General features: G+C 50.6%; 43 protein-coding genes. 37 read left to right on the top strand and 6 right to left on the bottom strand.

Going from position 1 to position 24,055, the window contains the following annotated elements; genetic code table 11:
- The first annotated feature begins 5 nt into the window (after positions 1-5).
- Together bfd and bfr are read left to right on the top strand one after the other, a co-directional pair.
- A complete protein-coding gene (gene bfd, locus NB069_RS20155; protein WP_039032069.1) occupies positions 6-200 on the top strand; it encodes a bacterioferritin-associated ferredoxin in 195 nt (64 codons plus the stop codon).
- A 70-nt stretch (positions 201-270) separates the two neighbouring features.
- Complete coding sequence (bfr, locus tag NB069_RS20150) at positions 271-747, top strand: bacterioferritin (protein ID WP_106996079.1); 477 nt, start codon at positions 271-273, stop codon at positions 745-747.
- Here the strand turns inward: bfr and NB069_RS20145 are convergent.
- Positions 731-1,204, bottom strand: a complete 474-nt coding sequence (locus tag NB069_RS20145; RefSeq protein ID WP_250586383.1) for a prepilin peptidase — start codon at positions 1,202-1,204, stop codon at positions 731-733. The two genes, bfr and NB069_RS20145, sit on opposite strands and share 17 nt — an antisense overlap.
- Positions 1,205-1,593: 389 nt before the next feature.
- On the opposite strand from NB069_RS20145, the gene rpsJ reads away from it, so the two are divergent.
- The 31 genes from rpsJ to NB069_RS19990 all read left to right on the top strand — a co-directional run bounded on the left by rpsJ (position 1,594) and on the right by NB069_RS19990 (position 16,486).
- Positions 1,594-1,905 (top strand): 30S ribosomal protein S10, encoded by a 312-nt coding sequence (gene rpsJ / locus NB069_RS20140; protein WP_001181005.1) that lies wholly within the window; start codon positions 1,594-1,596, stop codon positions 1,903-1,905.
- A 32-nt stretch (positions 1,906-1,937) separates the two neighbouring features.
- Positions 1,938-2,567, top strand: coding sequence for a 50S ribosomal protein L3 (rplC, locus tag NB069_RS20135; RefSeq protein WP_016538466.1), 630 nt, complete (start codon positions 1,938-1,940; stop codon positions 2,565-2,567).
- Between the two features lie 10 nt (positions 2,568-2,577).
- A complete protein-coding gene (gene rplD / locus NB069_RS20130; protein ID WP_003031119.1) occupies positions 2,578-3,183 on the top strand; it encodes a 50S ribosomal protein L4 in 606 nt (201 codons plus the stop codon).
- Positions 3,180-3,482 carry a 50S ribosomal protein L23 gene (rplW, locus tag NB069_RS20125; RefSeq protein ID WP_004868363.1) on the top strand — a complete coding sequence of 101 codons (303 nt, stop codon included), beginning with the start codon at positions 3,180-3,182 and terminating at the stop codon, positions 3,480-3,482. The genes rplD and rplW overlap by 4 nt, the downstream gene beginning before the upstream one ends.
- A gap of 17 nt (positions 3,483-3,499) precedes the next feature.
- On the top strand, positions 3,500-4,321 hold the full coding sequence (rplB, locus tag NB069_RS20120) for a 50S ribosomal protein L2 (protein ID WP_000301859.1): 822 nt from the start codon (positions 3,500-3,502) through the stop codon (positions 4,319-4,321).
- A gap of 16 nt (positions 4,322-4,337) precedes the next feature.
- Entirely contained in the window at positions 4,338-4,616 is a 279-nt protein-coding gene (gene rpsS, locus NB069_RS20115; protein WP_001138115.1) for a 30S ribosomal protein S19, read from the top strand.
- 14 nt (positions 4,617-4,630) lie between these two features.
- Positions 4,631-4,963, top strand: a complete 333-nt coding sequence (gene rplV / locus NB069_RS20110) for a 50S ribosomal protein L22 (protein ID WP_002919773.1) — start codon at positions 4,631-4,633, stop codon at positions 4,961-4,963.
- Between the two features lie 17 nt (positions 4,964-4,980).
- A complete protein-coding gene (gene rpsC / locus NB069_RS20105) occupies positions 4,981-5,682 on the top strand; it encodes a 30S ribosomal protein S3 (protein WP_000529945.1) in 702 nt (233 codons plus the stop codon).
- A 12-nt stretch (positions 5,683-5,694) separates the two neighbouring features.
- Positions 5,695-6,105 carry a 50S ribosomal protein L16 gene (rplP, locus tag NB069_RS20100; protein WP_002919759.1) on the top strand — a complete coding sequence of 137 codons (411 nt, stop codon included), beginning with the start codon at positions 5,695-5,697 and terminating at the stop codon, positions 6,103-6,105.
- On the top strand, positions 6,105-6,296 hold the full coding sequence (gene rpmC, locus NB069_RS20095) for a 50S ribosomal protein L29 (protein ID WP_032614707.1): 192 nt from the start codon (positions 6,105-6,107) through the stop codon (positions 6,294-6,296). The genes rplP and rpmC overlap by 1 nt, the downstream gene beginning before the upstream one ends.
- A complete protein-coding gene (rpsQ, locus tag NB069_RS20090; RefSeq protein ID WP_008503489.1) occupies positions 6,296-6,550 on the top strand; it encodes a 30S ribosomal protein S17 in 255 nt (84 codons plus the stop codon). The genes rpmC and rpsQ overlap by 1 nt, the downstream gene beginning before the upstream one ends.
- A gap of 165 nt (positions 6,551-6,715) precedes the next feature.
- The gene (gene rplN / locus NB069_RS20085) at positions 6,716-7,087 is read left to right on the top strand and encodes a 50S ribosomal protein L14 (RefSeq protein ID WP_004160583.1); all 372 of its coding nucleotides are present in this window, start codon (positions 6,716-6,718) and stop codon (positions 7,085-7,087) included.
- Between the two features lie 10 nt (positions 7,088-7,097).
- Positions 7,098-7,412: a 50S ribosomal protein L24 gene (rplX, locus tag NB069_RS20080; protein WP_003863287.1), complete on the top strand. Its 315-nt coding sequence runs from the start codon at positions 7,098-7,100 to the stop codon at positions 7,410-7,412.
- Between the two features lie 14 nt (positions 7,413-7,426).
- Positions 7,427-7,966 (top strand): 50S ribosomal protein L5, encoded by a 540-nt coding sequence (gene rplE, locus NB069_RS20075; protein ID WP_039032067.1) that lies wholly within the window; start codon positions 7,427-7,429, stop codon positions 7,964-7,966.
- Between the two features lie 14 nt (positions 7,967-7,980).
- Positions 7,981-8,286, top strand: coding sequence for a 30S ribosomal protein S14 (gene rpsN, locus NB069_RS20070; protein WP_032614701.1), 306 nt, complete (start codon positions 7,981-7,983; stop codon positions 8,284-8,286).
- A gap of 30 nt (positions 8,287-8,316) precedes the next feature.
- Positions 8,317-8,709: a 30S ribosomal protein S8 gene (gene rpsH / locus NB069_RS20065; protein WP_032614699.1), complete on the top strand. Its 393-nt coding sequence runs from the start codon at positions 8,317-8,319 to the stop codon at positions 8,707-8,709.
- Between the two features lie 12 nt (positions 8,710-8,721).
- On the top strand, positions 8,722-9,255 hold the full coding sequence (gene rplF, locus NB069_RS20060) for a 50S ribosomal protein L6 (protein WP_039032066.1): 534 nt from the start codon (positions 8,722-8,724) through the stop codon (positions 9,253-9,255).
- 9 nt (positions 9,256-9,264) lie between these two features.
- Entirely contained in the window at positions 9,265-9,618 is a 354-nt protein-coding gene (gene rplR, locus NB069_RS20055) for a 50S ribosomal protein L18 (RefSeq protein WP_032614694.1), read from the top strand.
- A gap of 14 nt (positions 9,619-9,632) precedes the next feature.
- The gene (rpsE, locus tag NB069_RS20050) at positions 9,633-10,133 is read left to right on the top strand and encodes a 30S ribosomal protein S5 (RefSeq protein ID WP_007369821.1); all 501 of its coding nucleotides are present in this window, start codon (positions 9,633-9,635) and stop codon (positions 10,131-10,133) included.
- Between the two features lie 6 nt (positions 10,134-10,139).
- Positions 10,140-10,319 carry a 50S ribosomal protein L30 gene (gene rpmD, locus NB069_RS20045; protein ID WP_003863301.1) on the top strand — a complete coding sequence of 60 codons (180 nt, stop codon included), beginning with the start codon at positions 10,140-10,142 and terminating at the stop codon, positions 10,317-10,319.
- Positions 10,320-10,322: 3 nt separating this feature from the next.
- A complete protein-coding gene (gene rplO, locus NB069_RS20040) occupies positions 10,323-10,757 on the top strand; it encodes a 50S ribosomal protein L15 (RefSeq protein ID WP_039032065.1) in 435 nt (144 codons plus the stop codon).
- A gap of 7 nt (positions 10,758-10,764) precedes the next feature.
- On the top strand, positions 10,765-12,096 hold the full coding sequence (secY, locus tag NB069_RS20035; RefSeq protein WP_103177265.1) for a preprotein translocase subunit SecY: 1,332 nt from the start codon (positions 10,765-10,767) through the stop codon (positions 12,094-12,096).
- 31 nt (positions 12,097-12,127) lie between these two features.
- The gene (gene rpmJ / locus NB069_RS20030; protein ID WP_000868187.1) at positions 12,128-12,244 is read left to right on the top strand and encodes a 50S ribosomal protein L36; all 117 of its coding nucleotides are present in this window, start codon (positions 12,128-12,130) and stop codon (positions 12,242-12,244) included.
- Between the two features lie 146 nt (positions 12,245-12,390).
- The gene (gene rpsM, locus NB069_RS20025; RefSeq protein ID WP_003031135.1) at positions 12,391-12,747 is read left to right on the top strand and encodes a 30S ribosomal protein S13; all 357 of its coding nucleotides are present in this window, start codon (positions 12,391-12,393) and stop codon (positions 12,745-12,747) included.
- A gap of 16 nt (positions 12,748-12,763) precedes the next feature.
- Positions 12,764-13,153 carry a 30S ribosomal protein S11 gene (gene rpsK, locus NB069_RS20020; protein ID WP_003863312.1) on the top strand — a complete coding sequence of 130 codons (390 nt, stop codon included), beginning with the start codon at positions 12,764-12,766 and terminating at the stop codon, positions 13,151-13,153.
- Between the two features lie 34 nt (positions 13,154-13,187).
- Positions 13,188-13,808 carry a 30S ribosomal protein S4 gene (gene rpsD / locus NB069_RS20015; protein ID WP_032614687.1) on the top strand — a complete coding sequence of 207 codons (621 nt, stop codon included), beginning with the start codon at positions 13,188-13,190 and terminating at the stop codon, positions 13,806-13,808.
- Positions 13,809-13,833: 25 nt separating this feature from the next.
- Entirely contained in the window at positions 13,834-14,823 is a 990-nt protein-coding gene (locus tag NB069_RS20010) for a DNA-directed RNA polymerase subunit alpha (RefSeq protein WP_002919219.1), read from the top strand.
- 40 nt (positions 14,824-14,863) lie between these two features.
- The gene (gene rplQ / locus NB069_RS20005; protein WP_001216368.1) at positions 14,864-15,247 is read left to right on the top strand and encodes a 50S ribosomal protein L17; all 384 of its coding nucleotides are present in this window, start codon (positions 14,864-14,866) and stop codon (positions 15,245-15,247) included.
- Positions 15,248-15,352: 105 nt separating this feature from the next.
- Positions 15,353-15,721, top strand: coding sequence for a DUF1992 domain-containing protein (locus NB069_RS20000; RefSeq protein WP_250586382.1), 369 nt, complete (start codon positions 15,353-15,355; stop codon positions 15,719-15,721).
- 2 nt (positions 15,722-15,723) lie between these two features.
- Positions 15,724-16,149 carry a Zn(2+)-responsive transcriptional regulator gene (gene zntR, locus NB069_RS19995; RefSeq protein ID WP_250586381.1) on the top strand — a complete coding sequence of 142 codons (426 nt, stop codon included), beginning with the start codon at positions 15,724-15,726 and terminating at the stop codon, positions 16,147-16,149.
- Between the two features lie 55 nt (positions 16,150-16,204).
- On the top strand, positions 16,205-16,486 hold the full coding sequence (locus tag NB069_RS19990; protein WP_250589549.1) for an alternative ribosome-rescue factor A: 282 nt from the start codon (positions 16,205-16,207) through the stop codon (positions 16,484-16,486).
- Here NB069_RS19990 and mscL read toward each other — a convergent pair.
- The 5 genes from mscL to def form a co-directional block, all read right to left on the bottom strand.
- The gene (gene mscL / locus NB069_RS19985) at positions 16,418-16,834 is read right to left on the bottom strand and encodes a large-conductance mechanosensitive channel protein MscL (RefSeq protein WP_250586380.1); all 417 of its coding nucleotides are present in this window, start codon (positions 16,832-16,834) and stop codon (positions 16,418-16,420) included. The genes NB069_RS19990 and mscL overlap by 69 nt on opposite strands.
- A 148-nt stretch (positions 16,835-16,982) precedes the next feature.
- Entirely contained in the window at positions 16,983-18,359 is a 1,377-nt protein-coding gene (trkA, locus tag NB069_RS19980) for a Trk system potassium transporter TrkA (protein ID WP_250586379.1), read from the bottom strand.
- Between the two features lie 22 nt (positions 18,360-18,381).
- Positions 18,382-19,668 carry a 16S rRNA (cytosine(967)-C(5))-methyltransferase RsmB gene (rsmB, locus tag NB069_RS19975; protein ID WP_250586378.1) on the bottom strand — a complete coding sequence of 429 codons (1,287 nt, stop codon included), beginning with the start codon at positions 19,666-19,668 and terminating at the stop codon, positions 18,382-18,384.
- Positions 19,669-19,720: 52 nt separating this feature from the next.
- Positions 19,721-20,668, bottom strand: a complete 948-nt coding sequence (gene fmt / locus NB069_RS19970; RefSeq protein WP_250586377.1) for a methionyl-tRNA formyltransferase — start codon at positions 20,666-20,668, stop codon at positions 19,721-19,723.
- Positions 20,669-20,700: 32 nt separating this feature from the next.
- Positions 20,701-21,210 carry a peptide deformylase gene (def, locus tag NB069_RS19965; RefSeq protein ID WP_250586376.1) on the bottom strand — a complete coding sequence of 170 codons (510 nt, stop codon included), beginning with the start codon at positions 21,208-21,210 and terminating at the stop codon, positions 20,701-20,703.
- A 127-nt stretch (positions 21,211-21,337) separates the two neighbouring features.
- Here def and dprA point away from each other — a divergent pair, with 127 nt between their 5' ends.
- The 4 genes from dprA to tsaC are packed head-to-tail and all read left to right on the top strand — an operon-like array spanning position 21,338 to position 24,053.
- Positions 21,338-22,462 carry a DNA-protecting protein DprA gene (dprA, locus tag NB069_RS19960; protein ID WP_250586375.1) on the top strand — a complete coding sequence of 375 codons (1,125 nt, stop codon included), beginning with the start codon at positions 21,338-21,340 and terminating at the stop codon, positions 22,460-22,462.
- The gene (smg, locus tag NB069_RS19955; RefSeq protein WP_039032055.1) at positions 22,434-22,907 is read left to right on the top strand and encodes a DUF494 family protein Smg; all 474 of its coding nucleotides are present in this window, start codon (positions 22,434-22,436) and stop codon (positions 22,905-22,907) included. Before dprA ends, smg begins: the two co-directional genes overlap by 29 nt.
- Before the next feature lie 26 nt (positions 22,908-22,933).
- Positions 22,934-23,476, top strand: coding sequence for a DNA topoisomerase family protein (locus tag NB069_RS19950; RefSeq protein WP_250586374.1), 543 nt, complete (start codon positions 22,934-22,936; stop codon positions 23,474-23,476).
- A 4-nt stretch (positions 23,477-23,480) separates the two neighbouring features.
- Entirely contained in the window at positions 23,481-24,053 is a 573-nt protein-coding gene (tsaC, locus tag NB069_RS19945; RefSeq protein WP_250586373.1) for an L-threonylcarbamoyladenylate synthase type 1 TsaC, read from the top strand.
- Positions 24,054-24,055 lie beyond the last annotated feature (2 nt).

Here is a 24,055-nt window from a genome sequence, read left to right as displayed (position 1 = left end):
TGGTTATGTACGTTTGTTTATGTAACGGTGTAAGTGATAAAAAAATTCGGCAGGCCGTTCGCCAGTTTCAACCCCAATCTTTTCAGCAGCTGCGAAAGTTTATTCCGGTAGGAAATCAATGCGGTAAGTGCGTTCGTGCTGCCCGTGAGATCATGCAGGATGAATTGATGCAGATCCCGGAATACAAAGAGATTGCCTGAGGCTCACTCTTTTTTTTGACATCCCTGTAGCCCCATCTACGCTTCAATGAGTGGAAGCGGAGGGACTATAATGAAAGGTGATATTAAAATCATAAGTTATCTCAATAAATTATTGGGAAATGAGCTTGTCGCAATCAATCAATACTTTCTCCATGCGAGAATGTTCAAGAACTGGGGGCTAACCCGCCTCAACGATGTTGAATACCATGAGTCCATCGATGAGATGAAACACGCCGATAAGTACATCGAGCGTATTTTATTTCTTGAGGGGATCCCCAACCTGCAGGATCTCGGCAAGCTGGGCATTGGTGAAGACGTTGAAGAAATGTTGCGTTCGGATCTGACCCTGGAACTTGAAGGGGCGAAAGATCTGCGTGAAGCCATCGCTTATGCGGATAGCGTTCACGATTACGTTAGCCGCGACATGATGATTCAGATCCTGGCCGATGAAGAAGGTCATATTGACTGGCTGGAAACTGAACTGGACCTTATCGGTAAAATTGGACTGCAAAATTACCTCCAGTCGCAGATTAAAGTGGAAAGCTAATCAGGCTGTCCATACCCACCATTAAACCCGCTGCCGCCATAAAAGGCCCAAATGGCAGCGGGTTTTTTAATATCTGTTTTCCAGGTTTGCACATCGCGTGTATCAAAAGATAAAGTGTTGCCAGCAGGGCGGCTGATAAAGCCAGTACAGGAAGCACGCACCATCCATGCCATGCGCCCAGCGCACCCAGATACTTCACGTCACCGTATCCGAGACCTTCGCGTTTTCGAATCAATTTATAAGCCCAATAAATCACCGCGAAACCCGCATAGCCCGCAATCGCGCCTGCGACTGCGGCAGGCAGCTGCCCGGGACGAAGGCAAAGATGGTAAAGCAATCCCATCCACAGTAGCGGACAAAGGTACTTATCCGGCAGAAGATGCGATCGAATATCCTCACGAACAAGCAGGATGGTTAAACCCAGATAGGCAATGAGAAAGGGTAGGGTAGTGAGCATTGGCCTCGACCTCCATGAAATATGTGCGTCCATACTCCTCTCAAACCTGACGGCCAAACAAATAGCAAAATATAACTCTGCGAAATGTCTTCCTGACTGCTGGCCCGACGCAGCAATTTTGCAGTACGTTTACGAGGCGCCACGCAAAATTGAGCCCTGCCGTCTATTTTCTAAACTGGGCTTGCGTCTTGCCCAGATTTACGTATAATGCGCGGGCTTGTCGTAATTGACAGCTGGTTCAATCTGAACCCCGGGCAGCAATCTTTTTCAGTTGCCTAACAATGCTCCCAATCGGGGGGCTACGTAAGAACGGTTACACTCTCCCATCAATCGTAATGGGTCTGAGTAGTGATCATTTTCGTTTATAAAATAATTGGAGCTCTGGTCTCATGCAGAACCAAAGAATCCGTATCCGCCTTAAAGCGTTTGATCATCGTCTGATCGATCAATCAACCGCGGAAATCGTCGAGACTGCTAAGCGCACTGGTGCGCAAGTCCGTGGTCCGATCCCGCTGCCGACCCGCAAAGAGCGCTTTACCGTTCTGATCTCTCCGCACGTTAACAAAGACGCGCGTGATCAGTATGAGATCCGCACTCACAAGCGTCTGGTTGACATCGTTGAGCCAACTGAGAAAACCGTTGATGCTCTGATGCGTCTGGATCTGGCTGCCGGTGTAGACGTGCAGATCAGCCTGGGTTAATCAGGTCATCGAGCGATTGAGAGGTTGATACAATGATTGGTTTAGTCGGTAAAAAAGTGGGTATGACCCGCATCTTCACTGAAGATGGCGTTTCTATCCCAGTAACCGTAATCGAAGTTGAAGCAAACCGCGTTACTCAGGTTAAAGATCTGGCTAACGATGGCTACCGTGCCGTTCAGGTTACCACTGGTGCTAAAAAAGCTAACCGTGTAACCAAGCCGGAAGCTGGTCACTTCGCTAAAGCTGGCGTAGAAGCTGGCCGTGGTCTGTGGGAATTCCGTCTTGCTGAAGGCGAAGAGTTCACCGTAGGTCAGGACATTAGCGTTGAGCTGTTTGCAGAAGTTAAAAAAGTTGACGTAACCGGTACCTCTAAAGGTAAAGGTTTTGCTGGTACCGTTAAGCGCTGGAACTTCCGTACCCAGGACGCTACTCACGGTAACTCCTTGTCTCACCGCGTTCCGGGTTCTATCGGTCAGAACCAGACTCCGGGCAAAGTGTTCAAAGGCAAGAAAATGGCAGGTCAGCTGGGTAACGAACGTGTAACCGTTCAGAGCCTGGACGTAGTACGTGTTGACGCTGAGCGCAACCTGCTGCTGGTTAAAGGTGCAGTTCCGGGTGCAACCGGTAGCGACCTGATCGTTAAACCAGCTGTGAAGGCGTAAGGGGATAGCAATGGAATTAGTATTGAAAGACGCGCAGAGCGCGCTGACTGTTTCCGAAACTACCTTCGGTCGTGATTTCAACGAAGCGCTGGTTCACCAGGTTGTTGTTGCTTATGCAGCTGGTGCTCGTCAGGGTACTCGTGCTCAGAAGACTCGTGCTGAAGTAACTGGTTCCGGCAAAAAGCCGTGGCGCCAGAAAGGTACCGGCCGTGCGCGTTCAGGTTCTATCAAGAGCCCGATCTGGCGTTCCGGTGGCGTGACCTTCGCTGCTCGCCCGCAGGACCACAGTCAAAAAGTTAACAAAAAGATGTACCGCGGCGCGCTGAAAAGCATTCTGTCCGAGCTGGTACGTCAGGATCGTCTGATCGTTGTCGAATCTTTCTCTGTAGAAGCGCCTAAAACTAAGCTGCTGGCACAGAAACTGAAAGACATGGCTCTGGAAGATGTGCTGATCATCACCGGTGAGCTGGACGAGAACCTGTTCCTGGCTGCGCGCAACCTGCACAAGGTTGACGTACGCGATGCAACTGGTATCGACCCGGTTAGCCTGATCGCCTTCGACAAAGTCGTAATGACTGCTGATGCTGTTAAGCAAGTTGAGGAGATGCTGGCATGATTCGTGAAGAACGTCTGCTGAAGGTGCTGCGTGCACCGCACGTTTCTGAAAAAGCGTCTGCTGCGATGGAAAAAACTAACACCATCGTTCTCAAAGTTGCTAAAGACGCGACCAAAGCAGAAATCAAAGCTGCTGTGCAGAAACTGTTTGAAGTCGAAGTCGAAGTCGTTAACACCCTGGTAGTTAAAGGGAAAGTTAAACGTCACGGACAGCGTATCGGTCGTCGTAGCGACTGGAAAAAAGCTTACGTCACCCTGAAAGAAGGCCAGAATCTGGACTTCGTTGGCGGCGCTGAGTAAGTCGGAGGAGTAATACAATGGCAGTTGTTAAATGTAAACCGACATCTCCGGGTCGTCGCCACGTTGTTAAAGTGGTTAACCCTGAGCTGCACAAGGGCAAGCCTTTTGCTCCGTTGCTGGAAAAGAACAGCAAATCCGGTGGTCGTAACAACAATGGCCGTATCACCACTCGTCACATCGGTGGTGGCCACAAGCAGGCTTATCGTATTGTTGACTTTAAACGCAACAAAGACGGTATCCCAGCAGTTGTTGAGCGTCTTGAGTACGATCCGAACCGTTCCGCGAACATCGCGCTGGTTCTGTACAAAGATGGCGAACGCCGTTACATCCTGGCCCCTAAAGGCCTGAAAGCTGGCGACCAGATTCAGTCTGGCGTTGATGCTGCAATCAAAGCAGGTAACACCCTGCCGATGCGCAATATCCCGGTTGGTTCTACCGTTCATAACGTAGAAATGAAACCAGGTAAAGGCGGTCAGCTGGCACGTTCCGCTGGTACTTACGTTCAGATCGTTGCGCGTGATGGTGCTTATGTCACCCTGCGTCTGCGTTCTGGTGAAATGCGTAAAGTCGAAGCAGACTGCCGCGCTACCCTGGGCGAAGTGGGCAATGCTGAGCATATGCTGCGCGTTCTGGGTAAAGCAGGTGCTGCACGCTGGCGTGGTGTTCGTCCTACCGTTCGCGGTACTGCGATGAACCCAGTCGATCACCCACATGGTGGTGGTGAAGGTCGTAACTTTGGTAAGCACCCGGTAACTCCGTGGGGCGTTCAGACCAAAGGTAAGAAGACCCGCAGCAACAAGCGTACTGATAAATTTATCGTACGTCGCCGTAGCAAATAATATTAGAGGATAAGCCATGCCACGTTCTCTCAAGAAAGGTCCTTTTATTGACCTGCACTTGCTGAAGAAGGTAGAGAAAGCGGTGGAAAGCGGAGACAAGAAGCCCCTGCGCACTTGGTCCCGTCGTTCAACGATCTTTCCTAACATGATCGGTTTGACCATCGCTGTCCATAATGGTCGTCAGCACGTTCCAGTATTTGTTTCCGACGAAATGGTCGGCCACAAACTGGGTGAATTCGCACCGACTCGTACTTATCGCGGCCACGCTGCTGATAAAAAAGCGAAGAAGAAATAAGGTAGGAGGAAGAGATGGAAACTTTAGCTCAACATCGCCATGCTCGTTCTTCTGCTCAGAAGGTTCGCCTTGTTGCTGACCTGATTCGCGGTAAGAAAGTGTCGCAGGCCCTGGATATTCTGACTTACACCAATAAGAAAGCGGCTGTACTGGTCAAGAAAGTTCTGGAATCTGCCATTGCTAACGCTGAACACAACGATGGCGCAGACATTGACGATCTGAAAGTCGCGAAAATCTTCGTAGACGAAGGCCCGAGCATGAAGCGCATTATGCCGCGTGCGAAAGGTCGTGCAGATCGCATCCTGAAGCGCACCAGCCACATTACTGTGGTTGTGTCCGATCGCTGAGACTCTGGAGACTAGCAATGGGTCAGAAAGTACATCCTAATGGTATTCGCCTGGGTATTGTAAAACCATGGAACTCAACCTGGTTTGCGAACACCAAAGAATTCGCTGACAACCTGGACAGCGATTTTAAAGTACGTCAGTACCTGACTAAGGAACTGGCTAAAGCGTCTGTATCTCGTATCGTTATCGAGCGTCCAGCTAAGAGCATCCGTGTGACCATTCACACTGCTCGTCCTGGCATCGTAATCGGTAAGAAAGGCGAAGACGTAGAAAAACTGCGCAAGGTCGTAGCGGATATCGCTGGCGTTCCTGCACAGATCAATATCGCTGAAGTTCGTAAGCCTGAACTGGACGCTAAATTGGTTGCTGACAGCATCACTTCACAGCTGGAACGTCGTGTTATGTTCCGTCGTGCTATGAAGCGTGCTGTACAGAACGCAATGCGTCTGGGCGCTAAAGGTATCAAAGTTGAAGTTAGCGGCCGTCTGGGCGGCGCGGAAATCGCACGTACCGAATGGTACCGCGAAGGTCGCGTACCGCTGCACACTCTGCGTGCTGACATCGACTACAACACCTCTGAAGCGCACACCACTTACGGTGTAATCGGCGTTAAGGTATGGATCTTCAAAGGTGAGATCCTGGGTGGTATGGCTGCTGTTGAACAACCGGAAAAACCGGCTGCGCAACCTAAAAAGCAGCAGCGTAAAGGCCGTAAATAAGGAGCGTCGCTGATGTTACAACCAAAGCGTACAAAATTCCGTAAAGTGCACAAAGGCCGCAACCGTGGTCTGGCGCAGGGTACGGATGTTAGCTTCGGCACTTTCGGTCTGAAAGCTGTTGGCCGTGGTCGTCTGACTGCACGTCAGATCGAAGCAGCACGTCGTGCTATGACCCGTGCAGTTAAGCGTCAAGGTAAAATTTGGATCCGTGTATTCCCGGACAAACCAATTACCGAGAAGCCGCTGGAAGTTCGTATGGGTAAAGGTAAAGGTAACGTGGAGTACTGGGTTGCCTTGATTCAGCCGGGCAAAGTCCTGTATGAAATGGACGGTGTTCCGGAAGAGCTGGCCCGTGAAGCCTTCGGCCTGGCAGCAGCGAAACTGCCTATCAAAACCACCTTTGTAACTAAGACGGTGATGTAATGAAAGCAAATGAGCTGCGTGAAAAAAGCGTAGAAGAGCTGAACGCTGAGCTGCTGAACCTGCTGCGTGAGCAGTTCAACCTGCGTATGCAGGCTGCAAGTGGCCAGCTGCAACAGACTCACCTGCTGAAGCAAGTGCGTCGTGATGTTGCACGCGTTAAGACTTTACTGACTCAGAAGGCGGGTGCGTAATGACCGATAAAATCCGTACTCTGCAAGGTCGTGTTGTTAGCGACAAAATGGAGAAATCCATCGTTGTAGCTATCGAACGCATTGTGAAACACCCGATCTACGGTAAATTCATCAAGCGTACGACCAAACTGCACGTACATGACGAGAACAACGAATGTGGTATCGGCGACAAGGTTGAAATCCGTGAATGCCGTCCACTGTCCAAGACTAAGTCCTGGACGCTGGTTCGCGTTGTAGAGAAAGCGGTTCTGTAATAGAGTAGCCTTCTCGATACGAATAAACGGCTCAGCAATGGGCCGTTTATTTTTTCTACCCATATTGCAGAAGCGGTGTTATAATGCCGCGCCCTCGATATGGGGCTTTTTAACGGCTCTGATTTTAGAGTCTCAGGTAGTAGTTGACATTAGCGGAGCACTGAAATGATCCAAGAACAGACTATGCTGAACGTCGCCGACAACTCCGGTGCACGTCGCGTAATGTGTATCAAGGTTCTGGGTGGCTCGCACCGTCGCTACGCAGGCGTAGGCGACATCATCAAGATCACCATCAAGGAAGCAATTCCACGTGGTAAGGTCAAGAAAGGTGATGTGCTGAAAGCGGTAGTGGTGCGCACCAGGAAGGGTGTTCGTCGCCCTGACGGTTCTGTCATTCGCTTCGATGGTAATGCATGCGTTATTTTAAACAATAACAGCGAGCAGCCTATCGGCACGCGTATCTTTGGGCCGGTAACTCGTGAACTTCGTACTGAAAAGTTCATGAAAATTATCTCTCTGGCACCAGAAGTACTCTAAGGAGCGAATCATGGCAGCGAAAATCCGTCGTGATGACGAAGTTATCGTGTTAACCGGTAAAGATAAAGGTAAACGCGGTAAAGTAAAAAATGTTCTGTCTTCCGGCAAACTCGTCGTTGAAGGTATCAACCTGGTTAAGAAACATCAGAAGCCGGTTCCGGCCCTGAACCAGCCAGGTGGCATCGTTGAAAAAGAAGCTGCAATTCAGGTTTCTAACGTTGCAATCTTCAATGCGGCAACCGGTAAGGCTGACCGTGTAGGCTTTAGATTCGAAGACGGCAAAAAAGTCCGTTTCTTCAAGTCTAACAGCGAAACTATCAAGTAATTTGGAGTAGTACGATGGCGAAACTGCATGATTACTACAAAGACGAAGTAGTTAACAAACTCATGACTGAGTTTAACTACAATTCTGTCATGCAAGTCCCTCGGGTCGAGAAGATCACCCTGAACATGGGTGTTGGTGAAGCGATCGCTGACAAGAAACTGCTGGATAACGCAGCAGCTGATCTGACAGCAATCTCCGGTCAAAAACCGCTGATCACCAAAGCACGCAAATCTGTTGCAGGCTTCAAAATCCGTCAGGGCTATCCGATCGGCTGTAAAGTAACTCTGCGTGGCGAACGCATGTGGGAGTTCCTTGAGCGCCTGATCTCTATTGCTGTTCCTCGTATCCGTGACTTCCGTGGCCTGTCCGCTAAGTCTTTCGACGGTCGTGGCAACTACAGCATGGGTGTCCGTGAGCAGATCATCTTCCCAGAGATCGACTACGATAAAGTCGATCGCGTGCGTGGTTTGGATATTACCATTACCACTACTGCGAAATCTGACGAAGAAGGCCGCGCTCTGCTGGCTGCGTTTGACTTCCCGTTCCGCAAGTAAGGTAGGGTTACTGAATGGCTAAGCAATCAATGAAAGCACGCGAAGTAAAGCGCGTGGCTTTAGCTGATAAATTCTTCGCTAAACGCGCTGAACTGAAAGCGATCATTTCTGATGTGAACGCTTCCGACGAAGATCGTTGGAATGCTGTTCTCAAGCTGCAGTCTCTGCCGCGTGATTCCAGCCCGTCTCGTCAGCGTAACCGCTGTCGTCAAACAGGTCGTCCACATGGTTTCGTGGGCAAGTTCGGGTTGAGCCGTATCAAACTGCGTGAAGCCGCCATGCGCGGTGAAGTACCAGGCTTGAAAAAGGCTAGCTGGTAATTACCAATTGAATCACGGGAGTAAAGACAGATGAGCATGCAAGATCCGATCGCGGATATGCTGACCCGTATCCGTAACGGTCAGGCCGCGAACAAAGTTGCGGTCACCATGCCTTCCGCCAAGCTGAAAGTGGCAATTGCCAACGTGCTGAAGGAAGAAGGTTTTATCGAAGATTTTAAAGTTGAAGGCGACACCAAGCCGGAACTGGAACTTACTCTTAAGTATTTCCAGGGTAAAGCTGTTGTAGAAAGCATTCAGCGTGTCAGCCGCCCAGGTCTGCGCATCTATAAGAAAAAAGATGAGCTGCCAAAAGTTATGGCCGGCATGGGTATCGCAGTTGTTTCTACCTCTAAAGGTGTTATGACTGATCGTGCAGCGCGCCAGGCTGGTCTTGGTGGCGAAATTATCTGCTACGTAGCCTAATCGGAGGAAAAAATGTCTCGTGTTGCTAAAGCACCGGTCGTTATTCCTGCCGGCGTTGATGTAAAAATCGACGGTCAGGTTATTACGATCAAAGGTAAAAATGGCGAGCTGACTCGTACCCTCAACGATGCTGTTGAAGTTAATCATGCAGACAACGCTCTGACCTTCGGCCCACGTACTGGTTACGTTGATGGCTGGGCTCAGGCTGGTACCGCGCGTGCCCTGCTGAACTCAATGGTTGTTGGTGTTACCGAAGGCTTCACTAAAAAGCTTCAGCTGGTTGGTGTAGGTTATCGTGCAGCGATCAAAGGGAATGCAGTAGGCCTGTCTCTGGGCTTCTCACACCCTGTTGAACATCAGCTGCCAGCAGGCATCACTGCAGAATGTCCGACTCAGACTGAAATCGTGCTGAAAGGCGCTGATAAACAGCTGATCGGTCAGGTTGCAGCAGATCTGCGCGCCTACCGTCGTCCTGAGCCTTACAAAGGCAAGGGTGTTCGTTACGCCGACGAAGTCGTGCGTACCAAAGAGGCTAAGAAGAAGTAAGGTAACACTATGGATAAGAAATCTGCTCGTATCCGTCGTGCGACCCGCGCACGCCGCAAGCTCAAAGAGCTGGGTGCAACTCGCCTGGTGGTACATCGTACCCCGCGTCATATTTACGCACAGGTCATTGCACCAAACGGTTCTGAAGTTCTGGTAGCTGCTTCTACTGTAGAAAAAGCTATTACAGAACAATTGAAGTACACCGGTAACAAAGACGCCGCTGCAGCTGTAGGTAAAGCTGTTGCTGAGCGCGCTCTGGAAAAAGGCATCACAGTTGTGTCCTTTGACCGTTCCGGGTTCCAATATCATGGTCGCGTCCAGGCACTGGCAGATGCTGCCCGTGAAGCTGGCCTTCAGTTCTAAGGTAGAGGTGTAAGATGGCTCACATCGAAAAACAGGCTGGCGAACTGCAGGAAAAGCTGATCGCGGTTAACCGCGTATCTAAAACCGTTAAAGGTGGTCGTATTTTTTCCTTCACAGCTCTGACTGTAGTTGGTGATGGTAACGGTCGCGTTGGTTTTGGTTACGGTAAAGCGCGTGAAGTTCCAGCAGCGATCCAGAAAGCGATGGAAAAAGCCCGTCGCAATATGATTAACGTCGCGCTGAACCACGGCACCCTGCAGCACCCAGTTAAGGGTACTCACACGGGTTCTCGTGTCTTCATGCAGCCGGCTTCCGAAGGTACCGGTATCATCGCCGGTGGTGCAATGCGCGCCGTTCTGGAAGTCGCTGGAGTTCATAACGTTCTGGCTAAAGCATACGGTTCCACCAACCCGATCAACGTGGTTCGTGCAACTATTGATGGCCTGGAAAATATGAAATCTCCAGAAATGGTCGCTGCCAAGCGTGGTAAATCCGTTGAAGAAATTCTGGGGTAATTGACCATGGCAAAGACTATTAAAATTACACAAACCCGCAGTGCAATCGGACGTCTGCCGAAACACAAGGCAACGCTGCTTGGCCTGGGTCTGCGTCGTATTGGTCATACCGTTGAGCGCGAGGATACTCCTGCTGTTCGTGGTATGGTCAACGCGGTTTACTTCATGGTTAAAGTTGAGGAGTAAGAGATGCGTTTAAATACTCTGTCTCCGGCCGAAGGCTCTAAAAAGGCGGGTAAACGCCTGGGTCGTGGTATCGGTTCTGGCCTCGGCAAAACCGGTGGTCGTGGTCACAAAGGTCAGAACTCTCGTTCTGGCGGTGGCGTACGTCGCGGTTTCGAGGGTGGCCAGATGCCACTGTACCGTCGTCTGCCGAAGTTCGGCTTCACTTCTCGCAAATCAGCGATCACAGCCGAAGTTCGTCTGTCTGACCTGGCGAAAGTTGAAGGCGGCGTTGTAGACCTGAACACGCTGAAAGCAGCAAACATTATCGGTATTCAGATTGAGTTCGCGAAAGTGATCCTGTCTGGTGAAGTTTCTACTCCGGTAACTGTTCGTGGCCTGCGTGTTACTAAAGGTGCTCGTGCTGCTATCGAAGCTGCTGGCGGTAAAATTGAGGAATAAGTAGCAGATGGCTAAACAACCGGGATTAGATTTTCAAAGTGCCAAAGGTGGGCTTGGTGAACTGAAACGCAGACTTCTGTTTGTAATCGGTGCGCTGATTGTTTTCCGTATTGGCTCTTTTATTCCGATCCCTGGTATTGATGCCGCTGTACTTGCCAAACTGCTTGAGCAACAGCGTGGCACCATCATTGAAATGTTTAACATGTTCTCTGGTGGTGCTCTCAGCCGTGCTTCTATCTTTGCTCTGGGTATCATGCCGTATATTTCGGCATCGATTATTATCCAGCTGCTGACGGTCGTTCATCCGGCCCTGGCAGAACTGAAGAAAGAAGGGGAGTCTGGTCGTCGTAAGATCAGCCAGTACACCCGTTACGGCACTCTGGTGCTGGCAATATTTCAGTCGATCGGTATTGCTACCGGTCTTCCGAATATGCCTGGTATGCAGGGCCTGGTTATTAACCCGGGCTTTGCATTCTATTTCACCGCTGTTGTAAGTCTGGTCTCAGGAACAATGTTCCTGATGTGGCTCGGCGAACAAATTACTGAACGTGGTATCGGTAACGGTATTTCGATCATTATTTTCGCTGGTATTGTTGCGGGACTCCCGCCAGCCATTGCCCATACGATCGAGCAAGCGCGTCAAGGCGACCTGCACTTCCTCCTGTTGCTGTTGGTTGCAGTATTAGTATTTGCAGTGACGTTCTTTGTTATCTTCGTTGAACGTGGTCAACGCCGCATTGTGGTAAACTACGCAAAACGTCAGCAAGGTCGTCGTGTCTATGCTGCACAGAGCACACATTTACCGCTGAAAGTGAATATGGCAGGGGTAATCCCGGCAATCTTCGCTTCCAGTATTATTCTGTTCCCGGCGACCATCGCGTCATGGTTCGGGGGCGGTACTGGTTGGAACTGGCTGACAACAATTTCGCTGTATTTGCAGCCTGGGCAACCGCTTTATGTGTTACTCTATGCGTCTGCGATCATCTTCTTCTGTTTCTTCTACACGGCGTTGGTCTTCAACCCACGTGAAACAGCAGATAACCTGAAGAAGTCCGGTGCATTTGTACCAGGAATTCGTCCGGGAGAGCAAACGGCGAAGTATATCGATAAAGTAATGACTCGCCTGACTTTGGTTGGTGCGCTTTATATTACTTTTATTTGCCTGATCCCGGAGTTCATGCGTGATGCAATGAAAGTACCGTTCTACTTCGGTGGAACCTCACTGCTTATCGTTGTTGTCGTGATTATGGACTTTATGGCTCAAGTGCAAACTCTGATGATGTCAAGTCAGTACGAGTCTGCATTGAAGAAGGCGAACCTGAAAGGCTACGGCCGCTAAAAGGTCGCCCGAGAAGTTACGGAGAGTAAAAATGAAAGTTCGTGCTTCCGTCAAGAAATTATGCCGTAACTGCAAAATCGTTAAGCGTGATGGTGTCATCCGTGTGATTTGCAGTGCCGAGCCGAAGCATAAACAGCGCCAAGGCTGATTATTTCGCATATTTTTCTTGCAAAGTTGGGTTGAGCTGGCTAGATTAGCCAGCCAATCTTTTGTATGTCTGTACGTTTCCATTTGAGTATCCTGAAAACGGGCTTTTCAGCATGGTGCGTACATATTAAATAGTAGGAGTGCATAGTGGCCCGTATAGCAGGCATTAACATTCCTGATCAGAAACATGCTGTGATCGCATTAACTTCGATCTATGGCGTCGGCAAGACCCGTTCTAAAGCCATTCTGGCTGCAGCGGGTATCGCTGAAGATGTTAAGATCAGTGAGCTGTCTGAAGAACAAATCGACACGCTGCGTGACGAAGTTGCCAAATTTGTCGTTGAAGGTGATCTGCGCCGTGAAGTTAGCATGAGCATCAAGCGCCTTATGGACCTTGGTTGCTATCGCGGTTTGCGTCATCGTCGTGGTCTGCCAGTGCGCGGTCAGCGTACTAAGACCAACGCACGTACCCGTAAGGGTCCGCGCAAACCGATCAAGAAATAATCGGGGTGATTGAATAATGGCAAAGGCACCAGTTCGTGCACGTAAGCGTGTAAGAAAACAAGTCTCTGACGGCGTGGCTCATATCCATGCTTCTTTCAACAACACCATCGTTACTATTACTGATCGTCAGGGTAACGCACTGGGTTGGGCAACAGCCGGTGGTTCCGGTTTCCGTGGTTCTCGCAAATCCACTCCGTTCGCAGCTCAGGTTGCAGCAGAGCGTTGCGCTGAAGCCGTAAAAGAATACGGCATCAAGAATCTGGAAGTTATGGTAAAAGGTCCGGGTCCGGGTCGCGAATCTACCGTTCGTGCTCTGAACGCCGCTGGTTTCCGCATCACTAATATTACTGATGTGACTCCGATCCCTCATAACGGTTGTCGTCCGCCGAAAAAACGTCGCGTATAACGCGTTCGTTTTCCAGGTTTGTTGGAGATAGAAAATGGCAAGATATTTGGGTCCTAAGCTCAAGCTGAGCCGTCGTGAGGGCACCGACTTATTCCTTAAGTCTGGCGTTCGCGCGATCGATACCAAGTGTAAAATTGAACAAGCTCCTGGCCAGCACGGTGCGCGTAAACCGCGTCTGTCTGACTATGGTGTGCAGTTGCGTGAAAAGCAGAAAGTTCGCCGTATGTACGGTGTGCTGGAGCGTCAGTTCCGTAACTACTATAAAGAAGCAGCACGTCTGAAAGGCAACACCGGTGAAAACCTGTTGGCTCTGCTGGAAGGTCGTCTGGACAACGTTGTATACCGTATGGGCTTTGGCGCCACTCGTGCTGAAGCACGTCAGATGGTTAGCCATAAAGCAATCATGGTAAACGGTCGTGTTGTTAACATCGCTTCTTATCAGGTTAAAGCGAATGACGTTGTTAGCATTCGTGAGAAAGCGAAAAAGCAATCTCGCGTGAAAGCCGCTCTGGAGCTGGCTGAGCAGCGTGAAAAGCCAACCTGGCTGGAAGTTGATGCTGGCAAGATGGAAGGCACGTTCAAGCGTCAGCCGGAACGTTCTGATCTGTCTGCGGACATTAACGAACACCTGATCGTCGAGCTTTACTCCAAGTAAAGCTTAGTACCAAAGAGAGGACACAATGCAGGGTTCTGTGACAGAGTTTCTAAAACCGCGCCTGGTAGATATCGAGCAAGTGAGTTCGACGCACGCCAAGGTGACCCTTGAGCCTTTAGAGCGTGGCTTTGGCCATACTCTGGGTAACGCACTGCGCCGTATTCTGCTCTCATCGATGCCGGGTTGCGCGGTGACCGAGGTTGAGATTGATGGTGTACTTCATGAGTACAGCACCAAAGAAGGCGTTCAGGAAGATATCCTTGAAATCCTGCTCAACCTGAAAGGGCTGGCGGTGAGAGTTCAGGGTAAAGATGAAGTTATTCTTACTCTGAATAAATCTGGCATTGGCCCTGTGACTGCAGCCGACATCACCCATGATGGTGATGTCGAAATCGTCAAGCCGCAGCACGTGATCTGCCACCTGACCGATGAGAACGCAGCTATTAGCATGCGTATCAAAGTTCAGCGCGGTCGTGGTTATGTGCCGGCTTCTGCCCGAATTCATTCGGAAGAAGATGAGCGCCCAATCGGCCGTCTGCTGGTCGACGCATGCTACAGCCCTGTAGAGCGTATTGCCTACAATGTTGAAGCAGCGCGTGTAGAACAGCGTACCGACCTGGACAAGCTGGTCATCGAAATGGAAACCAACGGCACAATCGATCCTGAAGAGGCGATTCGTCGTGCGGCAACCATCCTGGCAGAACAACTGGAAGCTTTCGTTGACTTACGTGATGTACGTCAGCCGGAAGTGAAAGAAGAGAAACCAGAATTCGATCCGATCCTGCTGCGCCCTGTTGACGATCTGGAATTGACTGTCCGCTCTGCTAACTGCCTCAAGGCAGAAGCTATCCACTATATCGGTGATCTGGTACAGCGTACCGAGGTTGAGTTGCTGAAAACGCCGAACCTGGGTAAAAAATCTCTTACCGAGATTAAAGACGTGCTGGCTTCACGTGGTCTGTCTCTGGGCATGCGCCTGGAAAACTGGCCACCGGCAAGCATTGCTGACGAGTAACCGGATCACAGGTTAAGGTTTTACTGAGAAGGATAAGGTCATGCGCCATCGTAAGAGTGGTCGTCAACTGAACCGCAACAGCAGCCATCGCCAGGCTATGTTCCGCAACATGGCAGGTTCACTGGTTCGTCATGAAATCATCAAGACGACCCTGCCTAAAGCGAAAGAGCTGCGTCGCGTAGTTGAGCCGCTGATTACTCTTGCCAAGACTGACAGCGTTGCTAATCGTCGTCTGGCATTCGCCCGTACTCGTGATAACGAGATCGTGGCAAAACTGTTTAACGAACTGGGCCCGCGTTTCGCGAGCCGTGCCGGTGGTTACACTCGCATTCTGAAGTGTGGCTTCCGTGCAGGCGACAACGCGCCGATGGCTTACATCGAGCTGGTTGATCGTTCAGAGAAAGCAGAAGCTGCTGCAGAGTAATCTGTAGTAACGTAAAAAAACCCGCCTCGGCGGGTTTTTTTATATCTGCTGAATCCCCACTTTCCTACAATAGTTATATTCTTTTTCTTCTCTCTGGAGTTTGCTATGTGGTTACTCGACCAATGGGCAGAGAGACACATTCTGGATGCTCAACGTCAGGGTGAATTTGATAACCTGCCCGGCAACGGCCAGCCTTTGATACTGGATGATGATTCACATGTACCTGCTGACCTGCGTGCCGGCTATCGCATGTTGAAAAATGCCGGTTGTCTCCCTCCTGAAATTGAACAGCGTAAAGAGGCTATTGAGTTGTCTCACTTGCTCACTACCGTCAGGCAGGGTTCTGCAGAACATTCGGACTACACTCATCGTCTTGCCCTGCTGGAGCTTAAACTTCGACAGGCGGGAGTCAGTACTGAATTTTTGCATGGCGATTACGCCAATCGGTTAATGCAAAAAATAAATGAGGAGTAGCGATGTATCGTATTGGTGAGATTGCGAAGCTGGCTGACGTCACGCCTGATACTATTCGTTATTACGAAAAGCAACAGATGATGGAGCATGAGATTCGCACTGAAGGTGGCTTTCGGTTATATACCGATAAGGATCTTCAGCGTCTGAAATTTATTCGTCATGCCCGACAGCTGGGGTTTACGCTGGAGTCGATCCGCGAGTTGCTGTCGATACGCATCGATCCTGAACATCACACATGTCAGGAGTCGAAAAGCATTGTGCAGACGAGGCTGAGTGAAGTCGAAGCGCGCATTGAAGAACTACAAACCATGCGTCTCTCGTTGCAGAGGCTGAATGATGCGTGCTGCGGTACCGCACACAGTAGCGTTTATTGTTCTATTCTGGAAACCCTTGAACAAGGGGCAAATGGCGGGTCTCGCGGATGTTGATTTTATTATTAACTCCACCTACACTCGCGTCGATATTTTAAACACTGGAGACAGTATGAGCCATTATCAGCACAAAAAAGGTCAGATTAACGACAATGCCATCGAAGCACTATTACACGATCCTTTATTCAGACAGCGAGTCGAGAAAAACAAGAAAGGGAAAGGAAGTTATATGCGTAAAACTAAACATGCAAAACGGGGTAACTGGGAGGCCAGTGGCAAGCAAGCAGATCGCTTTCTTACCACTGGCCTTCTTGCTTCAAGAGGATCACAAAGTGCGGTTGTTCTGCGCTTTCAGCAAGTCACGAATTTCAGTAAGCAGTACTTCTTCTTTTGATGGCGCAGCCGGGGCGGCCGGTTCTTCTTTTTTCTTACGATTTAATCTGTTGATAAGCTTGATAGCCATGAAGATGGCGAAAGCAACAATCACAAAATCAAATACGTTTTGAATGAATACGCCATAGTGCATTACCACAGCAGGGACATCACCTTGTGCTTCACGTAGCGTTAAGGCGAATTGTTTAAAATCGATCCCGCCAATTAACAGCCCCAGGGGTGGCATGATGATATCGGCAACCAGAGATGAAACGATCTTGCCAAACGCCGCACCAATAATTACACCCACAGCCAAATCCACTACATTTCCGCGCATCGCAAATTCGCGAAATTCTTTAATAAAACTCATTTTGTTCTCCTTGTGCCAGCTGACAAATACAAGTTTAACAAATCATTAGCGGATTGCCATTGATGAGAGACATGCGTCACAGAAATATAACCCTTACGAATTATTGGGTTAAAAAGAAAAGGTGCTGATAACAGCACCTTTTTGTCGATCACAGGAAGAAAGGACTTGGCTGGAATAAGCGTTCAACGTCGGTAATAAACTTTTTATCCGTCAGGAACATAATGACGTGATCGCCCTGTTCAATACGTAAGTTGTCATTGGCAATCATCACATCATTACCCCGCACTACTGCACCAATGATCGTGCCCGGCGGGAGCTTAATTTCATCGATGGTGCGTCCAACAACACGAGATGTGCTTTCATCCCCATGTGCCACGGCTTCGATAGCTTCTGCCACACCACGACGCAGGGAAGAAACGCCCACAATATCTGCTTTTCGCACATGACTCAGCAGGGCAGAGATCGTGGCCTGTTGCGGCGAAATCGCAATATCAATCACGCTGCCCTGCACCAGATCGACATAGGCTTTGCGCTGGATCAGCACCATAACTTTTTTGGCACCCATCCGTTTCGCCAGCATCGCTGACATGATGTTCGCTTCATCATCATTGGTAACAGCAATAAAGAGATCGACTTGATCGATGTGCTCTTCCGCCAGCAACTCCTGATCCGAGGCATCGCCATAAAAAACGATCGTATTTTGCAGTTTTTCTGCCAGCTCAGCGGCGCGCTGTTGATCGCGTTCGATCAATTTAACGCTGTAATCTTTTTCAAGCTGTCGTGCCAGACCGGCGCCGATATTACCGCCACCGACCAGCATAATGCGCTTGTAGGGTTTTTCCAGGCGCTGAAGCTCACTCATTACCGCGCGGATATGCTGTGATGCGGCGATAAAGAAAACTTCGTCACCCGCTTCGACAATGGTTGAGCCTTGCGGTCGGATAGGACGGTCATGACGGAAAATCGCGGCGACGCGTGTATCGATGTGCGGCATATGTTCGCGCATCGTAGACAGTGCGTTACCGATTAACGGGCCGCCATAATAGGCTTTCACTACCGCAAGACTAACCTTGCCTTCCGCAAAATTAACAACCTGCAATGCGCCTGGGTATTCGATCAATCGGTAAATACTGTCGATAACCAGCTGCTCTGGTGCGATTAAATGGTCGATCGGAACCGCTTCGGAATTAAACAACTTATCGGCATCACGAACGTAATCCGGAGAACGGATACGCGCGATGCGATTCGGGGTATTAAATAACGAATAGGCCACCTGACAGGCAACCATATTGGTTTCATCTGAACTGGTGACAGCAACCAGCATGTCTGCGTCATCAGCCCCGGCTTCTCGCAACACTCGCGGGTGAGAGCCATGGCCCTGGACCACACGCAGATCGAATTTATCCTGCAGCCCGCGCAGACGATCGCCATTCGTATCTACGATAGTGATGTCGTTATTCTCACCGACCAGGTTTTCTGCCAGCGTACCGCCTACCTGTCCCGCGCCCAGAATGATTATCTTCATATCTTGTGACCCGTTATCAACATCACTCTTTGATTAGCTTAGCGTAAAAGAAGCCATCGCCTTCTTCTGCCCCTGGCAGGTTTTGTTTGCCGGGCAGCTCTGGTGTGCCGGTCAGCTGCAGACGGGCATTTGGGGTACGCTTCAGGAACGCGGCAATCTGCTGGCTATTCTCTTCCGGCAGTACGGAACAGGTGGCATAAACCAGCGTTCCGCCTGTTTTCAGATGTGGCCAGATGGCATCAAGGATCTCCGACTGCAGCTGCGCCAGTTCCTTGATATCACGGTCACGGCGCAACCATTTAATATCCGGGTGACGACGGATAACCCCGGTAGCTGAGCAAGGGGCATCCAGTAAAATACGATCAAACTGCTCATCCCCACACCACTGCGCAGGTGTTCGTCCGTCACCCTGCTTAACCTCGGCCTTCATTCCCAGACGTTTGAGGTTGTCATAGACGCGAGAGAGACGCTGTTCGTCAACGTCGATGGCCATCACGCTTGCCTGCGGCGCAACTTCCAGAATATGGGTTGTTTTACCGCCAGGCGCGGCGCAAAGATCGAGGATCCGCTCGCCATTTTGCGGTTCAAGCCAGGTCATACAGCCTTGTGCTGAGGCGTCCTGAACGGTCACCCAGCCCTGTTCAAATCCTGGAAGGGCATGTACCGGAGCAGGGGCCGCCAGACGCACCGCATCGCTGTATTCAGGGTGCGGGAACCCGGACATCCCGGCCTCTTCCAGCAGCGCCAGCCAGGCATCGCGTGTGTGGTGATTGCGGTTAACGCGTAGCCACATGGGTGGACGCTGGTTATTGGCATTAATTACCGCTTCCCACTGTTCTGGATAGGCCTTCTGCAGACGTTTTAATAACCAGTCGGGATGCAGAAAACGTTTTTCCGTGCCGGCAAATTCAGCCAGCAGCTCATCTTGCTGACGCTGAAACTGACGCAAAACGCCATTAATTAGCCCTTTAAGCTGCGGGCGCTTTACTGCGACCGCGCCTTCTACGGTTTCTGCCAGCGCAGCATGAGGCGGAATACGGGTATGCAGTAACTGATAGAAGCCGACCATGATCAGATAGTGAACGACACGCTGCTTGCCCGCCATCGGACGCGCCATGAGTTTGCCGATCAGCCATTCCAGCTGGGGTAACGTGCGCAGGACACCAAAGCACAGCTCCTGAAGCAGTGCCTTATCTTTATCAGAAACTTTTTGCTGTAACGGTGGCAGGACATTGCTCAGTGACTGGCCCTGTTCGACCACTTGCTCAATCGCCTGTGCTGCCAGGCTGCGTAAATTTTGTTTTTTCATAACCGCAAAAATAAAAATGCCCGGAAACACCGGGCCTTAATTTGAGATGATCTCAGGCGAGACTGTTGCCGGGTGTAAACCATTCGCGGCGTGAGTTCAGAAGGTCCTGCGCGCTCATGGCTTTTTTTCCTGCAGGTTGTAAGGATTCCAGATTAAGGATCCCTTCAACTGTCGCGACCTGAATGCCCTGCTTACTGGCTTCGATAATAGTTCCAGGTGCAGCGTTGGTGTTGCCATCAATCACGGAAGCCTTCCAGACTTTTACAGGCTGCCCGTCTATTTCCAGCCAGCTCATCGGCCACGGATTGAACGCCCGTATGCAGCGTTCAAGCTGAGTAGCAGAAAGAGACCAGTCGAGGCGAGCCTCTTCTTTACTGAGCTTTTCAGCGTGGGTCACTAACGCTTCGTCCTGGACTTCTGGTTGGGCCCGATTCTCTGCTAACTGTCGCAGAGTATCAATCAGGCCTTCAGGCCCAAGCTCAGCAAGTTTGTCATACAAGGTGCCACTGGTGTCTTCGTCAGTAATAGGGCATGAGAGCTTATACAGCATGTCGCCGGTATCCAGACCTACGTCCATCTGCATGATCGTTACGCCCGTTTCGGCATCGCCGGCCCACAACGAACGCTGGATAGGGGCTGCGCCACGCCAGCGAGGAAGCAGTGAACCGTGAACATTAATGCAGCCCAGACGCGGCATATCAAGCACTGCTTTTGGCAGGATGAGGCCATACGCCACAACCACCATGACATCTGCGTTTAACTGAGCAACCAGCTGTTGATTTTCCTGTGGGCGTAACGACGCGGGCTGAAACACCGGTAAACCATGCTCTTCTGCCAGCACCTTAACCGGGCTCGGCATCAGTTTTTTACCACGGCCTGCCGGACGATCGGGTTGGGTAAATACGCCAACAACCTGATGACCAGACGACAACAGCGCGTCCAGATGACGCGCTGCAAAGTCAGGTGTACCTGCAAAGATGATACGTAGTGATGTAGACACGTTATTCCTTGTATCCGGGGTCACATTAAACGTTAAGCGCGAGCGCGCATGCGATCCAGTTTCTCTACTTTCTGACGAATACGCTGCTGTTTCAGTGGAGAGAGATAATCGATAAAGAGTTTACCGACCAGATGATCCATCTCATGCTGAATGCAGATGGCCAGCAGATCATCCGCTTCCAGTTCAAACGGCTTACCGTCGCGGTCGAGCGCGCGGATTTTGACTTTTTCTGCACGTGGTACCAACGCTCTCTGTTCAGGAATAGAGAGACAGCCTTCTTCAATGCCCGTTTCACCGCTTTGTTCCAGGAGCTCCGGGTTGATTAACACCAGGCGTCCGTCGCGGTTTTCAGAAACGTCGATGACGATGATGCGCTGGTGAATGTCCACCTGCGTAGCCGCGAGACCAATGCCTTCTTCGGCGTACATCGTATCGAACATATCATCAATGATACGTTGAGTTTCTGCATTCACTTCTTTAACCGGCTCGGCGACTTTGCGAAGGCGCTCGTCCGGGATATGTAACACTTGCAAAACTGCCATATATTTCCAGAGTCGTATTCAGGAGTTGATAAGAATATAACCTCTATTCTAGACAAAACCCCCTCTGATTGACAGCATCAGTGACCAATCGCAAAGATTGCTATAGCGGCTTGTGGCAGGGGAAAGGATGACATCCACAGAGATTTGGCTACGCCTGGTAAGCACGGGAGAATTGTACGGCGACAAGATGGTGACGATGGCGCAGCGGCTGCAGCGCGAGCCCCATATTGATGCTGCTACCCTGGTGGAAATGGGGCTCACCCATAAGCAAAAGGAGGCGTTTTTATCCGTTTCACCTCATGCTCTCGAGCACAGCATGGAGTGGCTGTCAAAGCAAGGGCATCACCTGATATGTGCGGATAGCGCCCTTTATCCAGAGCAGCTACGTGCTATTACCGATTATCCGGACGCTTTGTTTGTCAGGGGAAACCCCTCGGTGCTGTCGAGCCTGCAACTGGCCGTCGTTGGCAGCCGTACTCACTCCTGGTATGGGGAGCGCTGGGGAAAGATTCTTTGTGAGCAGCTGGCTCAGATGGGTCTTACGATCACCAGCGGCCTCGCCTGTGGCATCGATGGTATCGCGCATCGCGCTGCACTTAGCGTCAAAGGTAAAAGCGTTGCGGTTCTGGGAAATGGTTTGGCAGATGTCTATCCGCGTCGCCATAAGTCGTTGGCTTCACAACTTGTTGAGAGTGGCGGGGCTGTTGTTTCTGAGTTTTCACTTGTGACGCCTCCATGGCCGGGTAATTTTCCCCGGCGTAACCGCATTATTAGCGGACTCAGTCAGGGGGTGTTCGTTATAGAAGCGCTGATAAGAAGTGGCTCGCTGGTGACTGCCAAATGTGCGCTTGAACAGGGTCGTGAAGTCTTCGCATTACCGGGAGCAATAGGAAACCCAGGTAGTGAAGGTCCTCACTGGTTAATAAAGCAAGGCGCGACGCCCGTGACGGCGGTAGAAGATATTCTGGAAAGTTTGCAATCAGGGCTGAACTGGTTGCCAGAAGATCCCAAAAATTGGCTTTATTCATCAGATCAGGACCAGGTAGCATTGCCATTTCCTGAGCTCCTGGCTAACGTAGGAGATGAGGTAACACCTGTTGACGTTGTCGCTGAACGTGCCGGCCAACCTGTGCCAGTAACGGTAGCACAGCTACTGGAACTGGAGTTAGCAGGATGGATCGCAGCTGTACCCGGCGGCTATGTCCGATTAAGGAGGGCAAGCCATGTTCGACGTACTCATGTATTTGTTTGAGACTTACATCCATAACGAAGCTGAAGCACGCGTGGATCAGGACAAACTCACACGCGATCTCACCGATGCAGGTTTCGAACGGGAAGATATTTACAACGCGTTAATATGGCTGGAAAAACTGGCTGATTATCAGGAAGGCCTTGCCGAACCGATGCAGTTAGTTTCCGATCCACTGTCTGTACGCATCTATACGGCTGAAGAGTGTGAAAGGCTGGATGCCAGTTGCCGGGGATTTATCTTATTCCTGGAGCAGATTCAGGTGCTGAACCTCGAAACGCGAGAAATGGTGATAGAGCGCGTCATGGCGCTGGATACGGCAGAATTTGAGCTGGAAGATCTGAAATGGGTCATCCTGATGGTTCTGTTCAATATTCCAGGGTGTGAAAATGCCTATCAGCAAATGGAAGAATTACTCTTTGAAGTGAATGAAGGTATGCTGCATTAATTCATCGTGCAGCACCAAGAGTTGTTATGGCCAAATCAGCACTATTTACGGTGCGTAAACATGAGTCCTGCCCGCAGTGTGGGGCAGAACTTGTTATCCGGTCCGGTAAACACGGGCCGTTTCTCGGTTGTTCACACTATCCAGAATGTGATTATGTCCGTCCCCTGAAAAACCAGGCGGACGGGCATATTGTTAAGGTTCTGGAGGGACAGGCATGCCCGCAATGTGGCGGCGATCTTGTGCTGCGCCAGGGACGTTTTGGCATGTTTATCGGCTGTAGCCGCTATCCCGAATGCGATCACACCGAACAAATCGATAAACCTGACGAAACAGCTTTAGCCTGTCCACAATGTGACAGCGGCCACCTCGTCCAACGCCGCTCACGCTATGGTAAGACATTCCACTCCTGCGATCGTTATCCTGAATGTCAGTTCGTAACCAATTTCAAACCGGTAGCGGGGAGCTGCCCTGAGTGTCATTACCCGCTACTTATCGAGAAAAAAACGGCGCAAGGTGTGAAGCGCTTCTGCGCCAGTAAACAATGTGGAAAGCCGGTTTCGGCGGAATAAAAAAGTGAACAATAACCTGCAACCAGGCTCCGTTGCGCATGCAGTGGACGTGCTGAATAATGAAGAAGTCATCGCTTATCCAACAGAAGCTGTTTTTGGGGTGGGATGCGATCCCGACAGCGAATTAGCCGTAACGCGTTTATTAACGCTGAAGCAGCGTCCGGTTGAAAAAGGCCTGATTTTAATTGCTGCCAGTTTTGAACAGCTTAAACCTTATATCGATGATTCCATGTTGACGTCAGCGCAGCGTGAAACCATTTTTTCAGCCTGGCCGGGGCCGGTAACCTTCGTGTTTCCAGCGTTGCCGACAACGCCGCGATGGCTGACGGGGCGTTTTGACTCCCTTGCCGTGCGCGTGACAGACCATCCGCTGGTAATCGAATTGTGTAATCATTTTGGTAAGCCGCTGGTTTCAACCAGTGCCAACCTGACGGGATTGCCTCCTTGCCGCACCTCAGAGGAGGTGGTAGCGCAGTTTGGCAGTGATTTCCCTGTGGTTATCGGTGAGACCGGTGGCCGCCAGAATCCGTCAGAAATTCGTGATGCGTTGACCGGCGAGCGTTTTCGCCAGGGGTAATC

Source organism: Leclercia adecarboxylata, from assembly GCF_023639785.1.
Taxonomy (GTDB): Bacteria; Pseudomonadota; Gammaproteobacteria; order Enterobacterales; family Enterobacteriaceae; genus Enterobacter; species Enterobacter adecarboxylatus_D.
This window is presented reverse-complemented; position numbering and strand designations above follow the sequence as displayed.

What these genes read in the sequence shown, in the direction of transcription:
- bfd (WP_039032069.1), top strand. Translation starts at nt 6, where the DNA reads ATGTACGTTTGTTTATGTAACGGTGTAAGTGATAAAAAAATTCGGCAG.
- bfr (WP_106996079.1), top strand. Translation starts at nt 271, where the DNA reads ATGAAAGGTGATATTAAAATCATAAGTTATCTCAATAAATTATTGGGA.
- NB069_RS20145 (WP_250586383.1), bottom strand. Translation starts at nt 1,204, where the DNA reads ATGCTCACTACCCTACCCTTTCTCATTGCCTATCTGGGTTTAACCATC.
- rpsJ (WP_001181005.1), top strand. Translation starts at nt 1,594, where the DNA reads ATGCAGAACCAAAGAATCCGTATCCGCCTTAAAGCGTTTGATCATCGT.
- rplC (WP_016538466.1), top strand. Translation starts at nt 1,938, where the DNA reads ATGATTGGTTTAGTCGGTAAAAAAGTGGGTATGACCCGCATCTTCACT.
- rplD (WP_003031119.1), top strand. Translation starts at nt 2,578, where the DNA reads ATGGAATTAGTATTGAAAGACGCGCAGAGCGCGCTGACTGTTTCCGAA.
- rplW (WP_004868363.1), top strand. Translation starts at nt 3,180, where the DNA reads ATGATTCGTGAAGAACGTCTGCTGAAGGTGCTGCGTGCACCGCACGTT.
- rplB (WP_000301859.1), top strand. Translation starts at nt 3,500, where the DNA reads ATGGCAGTTGTTAAATGTAAACCGACATCTCCGGGTCGTCGCCACGTT.
- rpsS (WP_001138115.1), top strand. Translation starts at nt 4,338, where the DNA reads ATGCCACGTTCTCTCAAGAAAGGTCCTTTTATTGACCTGCACTTGCTG.
- rplV (WP_002919773.1), top strand. Translation starts at nt 4,631, where the DNA reads ATGGAAACTTTAGCTCAACATCGCCATGCTCGTTCTTCTGCTCAGAAG.
- rpsC (WP_000529945.1), top strand. Translation starts at nt 4,981, where the DNA reads ATGGGTCAGAAAGTACATCCTAATGGTATTCGCCTGGGTATTGTAAAA.
- rplP (WP_002919759.1), top strand. Translation starts at nt 5,695, where the DNA reads ATGTTACAACCAAAGCGTACAAAATTCCGTAAAGTGCACAAAGGCCGC.
- rpmC (WP_032614707.1), top strand. Translation starts at nt 6,105, where the DNA reads ATGAAAGCAAATGAGCTGCGTGAAAAAAGCGTAGAAGAGCTGAACGCT.
- rpsQ (WP_008503489.1), top strand. Translation starts at nt 6,296, where the DNA reads ATGACCGATAAAATCCGTACTCTGCAAGGTCGTGTTGTTAGCGACAAA.
- rplN (WP_004160583.1), top strand. Translation starts at nt 6,716, where the DNA reads ATGATCCAAGAACAGACTATGCTGAACGTCGCCGACAACTCCGGTGCA.
- rplX (WP_003863287.1), top strand. Translation starts at nt 7,098, where the DNA reads ATGGCAGCGAAAATCCGTCGTGATGACGAAGTTATCGTGTTAACCGGT.
- rplE (WP_039032067.1), top strand. Translation starts at nt 7,427, where the DNA reads ATGGCGAAACTGCATGATTACTACAAAGACGAAGTAGTTAACAAACTC.
- rpsN (WP_032614701.1), top strand. Translation starts at nt 7,981, where the DNA reads ATGGCTAAGCAATCAATGAAAGCACGCGAAGTAAAGCGCGTGGCTTTA.
- rpsH (WP_032614699.1), top strand. Translation starts at nt 8,317, where the DNA reads ATGAGCATGCAAGATCCGATCGCGGATATGCTGACCCGTATCCGTAAC.
- rplF (WP_039032066.1), top strand. Translation starts at nt 8,722, where the DNA reads ATGTCTCGTGTTGCTAAAGCACCGGTCGTTATTCCTGCCGGCGTTGAT.
- rplR (WP_032614694.1), top strand. Translation starts at nt 9,265, where the DNA reads ATGGATAAGAAATCTGCTCGTATCCGTCGTGCGACCCGCGCACGCCGC.
- rpsE (WP_007369821.1), top strand. Translation starts at nt 9,633, where the DNA reads ATGGCTCACATCGAAAAACAGGCTGGCGAACTGCAGGAAAAGCTGATC.
- rpmD (WP_003863301.1), top strand. Translation starts at nt 10,140, where the DNA reads ATGGCAAAGACTATTAAAATTACACAAACCCGCAGTGCAATCGGACGT.
- rplO (WP_039032065.1), top strand. Translation starts at nt 10,323, where the DNA reads ATGCGTTTAAATACTCTGTCTCCGGCCGAAGGCTCTAAAAAGGCGGGT.
- secY (WP_103177265.1), top strand. Translation starts at nt 10,765, where the DNA reads ATGGCTAAACAACCGGGATTAGATTTTCAAAGTGCCAAAGGTGGGCTT.
- rpmJ (WP_000868187.1), top strand. Translation starts at nt 12,128, where the DNA reads ATGAAAGTTCGTGCTTCCGTCAAGAAATTATGCCGTAACTGCAAAATC.
- rpsK (WP_003863312.1), top strand. Translation starts at nt 12,764, where the DNA reads ATGGCAAAGGCACCAGTTCGTGCACGTAAGCGTGTAAGAAAACAAGTC.
- rpsD (WP_032614687.1), top strand. Translation starts at nt 13,188, where the DNA reads ATGGCAAGATATTTGGGTCCTAAGCTCAAGCTGAGCCGTCGTGAGGGC.
- NB069_RS20010 (WP_002919219.1), top strand. Translation starts at nt 13,834, where the DNA reads ATGCAGGGTTCTGTGACAGAGTTTCTAAAACCGCGCCTGGTAGATATC.
- rplQ (WP_001216368.1), top strand. Translation starts at nt 14,864, where the DNA reads ATGCGCCATCGTAAGAGTGGTCGTCAACTGAACCGCAACAGCAGCCAT.
- NB069_RS20000 (WP_250586382.1), top strand. Translation starts at nt 15,353, where the DNA reads ATGTGGTTACTCGACCAATGGGCAGAGAGACACATTCTGGATGCTCAA.
- zntR (WP_250586381.1), top strand. Translation starts at nt 15,724, where the DNA reads ATGTATCGTATTGGTGAGATTGCGAAGCTGGCTGACGTCACGCCTGAT.
- NB069_RS19990 (WP_250589549.1), top strand. Translation starts at nt 16,205, where the DNA reads ATGAGCCATTATCAGCACAAAAAAGGTCAGATTAACGACAATGCCATC.
- mscL (WP_250586380.1), bottom strand. Translation starts at nt 16,834, where the DNA reads ATGAGTTTTATTAAAGAATTTCGCGAATTTGCGATGCGCGGAAATGTA.
- trkA (WP_250586379.1), bottom strand. Translation starts at nt 18,359, where the DNA reads ATGAAGATAATCATTCTGGGCGCGGGACAGGTAGGCGGTACGCTGGCA.
- rsmB (WP_250586378.1), bottom strand. Translation starts at nt 19,668, where the DNA reads ATGAAAAAACAAAATTTACGCAGCCTGGCAGCACAGGCGATTGAGCAA.
- def (WP_250586376.1), bottom strand. Translation starts at nt 21,210, where the DNA reads ATGGCAGTTTTGCAAGTGTTACATATCCCGGACGAGCGCCTTCGCAAA.
- dprA (WP_250586375.1), top strand. Translation starts at nt 21,338, where the DNA reads ATGACATCCACAGAGATTTGGCTACGCCTGGTAAGCACGGGAGAATTG.
- smg (WP_039032055.1), top strand. Translation starts at nt 22,434, where the DNA reads ATGTTCGACGTACTCATGTATTTGTTTGAGACTTACATCCATAACGAA.
- NB069_RS19950 (WP_250586374.1), top strand. Translation starts at nt 22,934, where the DNA reads ATGGCCAAATCAGCACTATTTACGGTGCGTAAACATGAGTCCTGCCCG.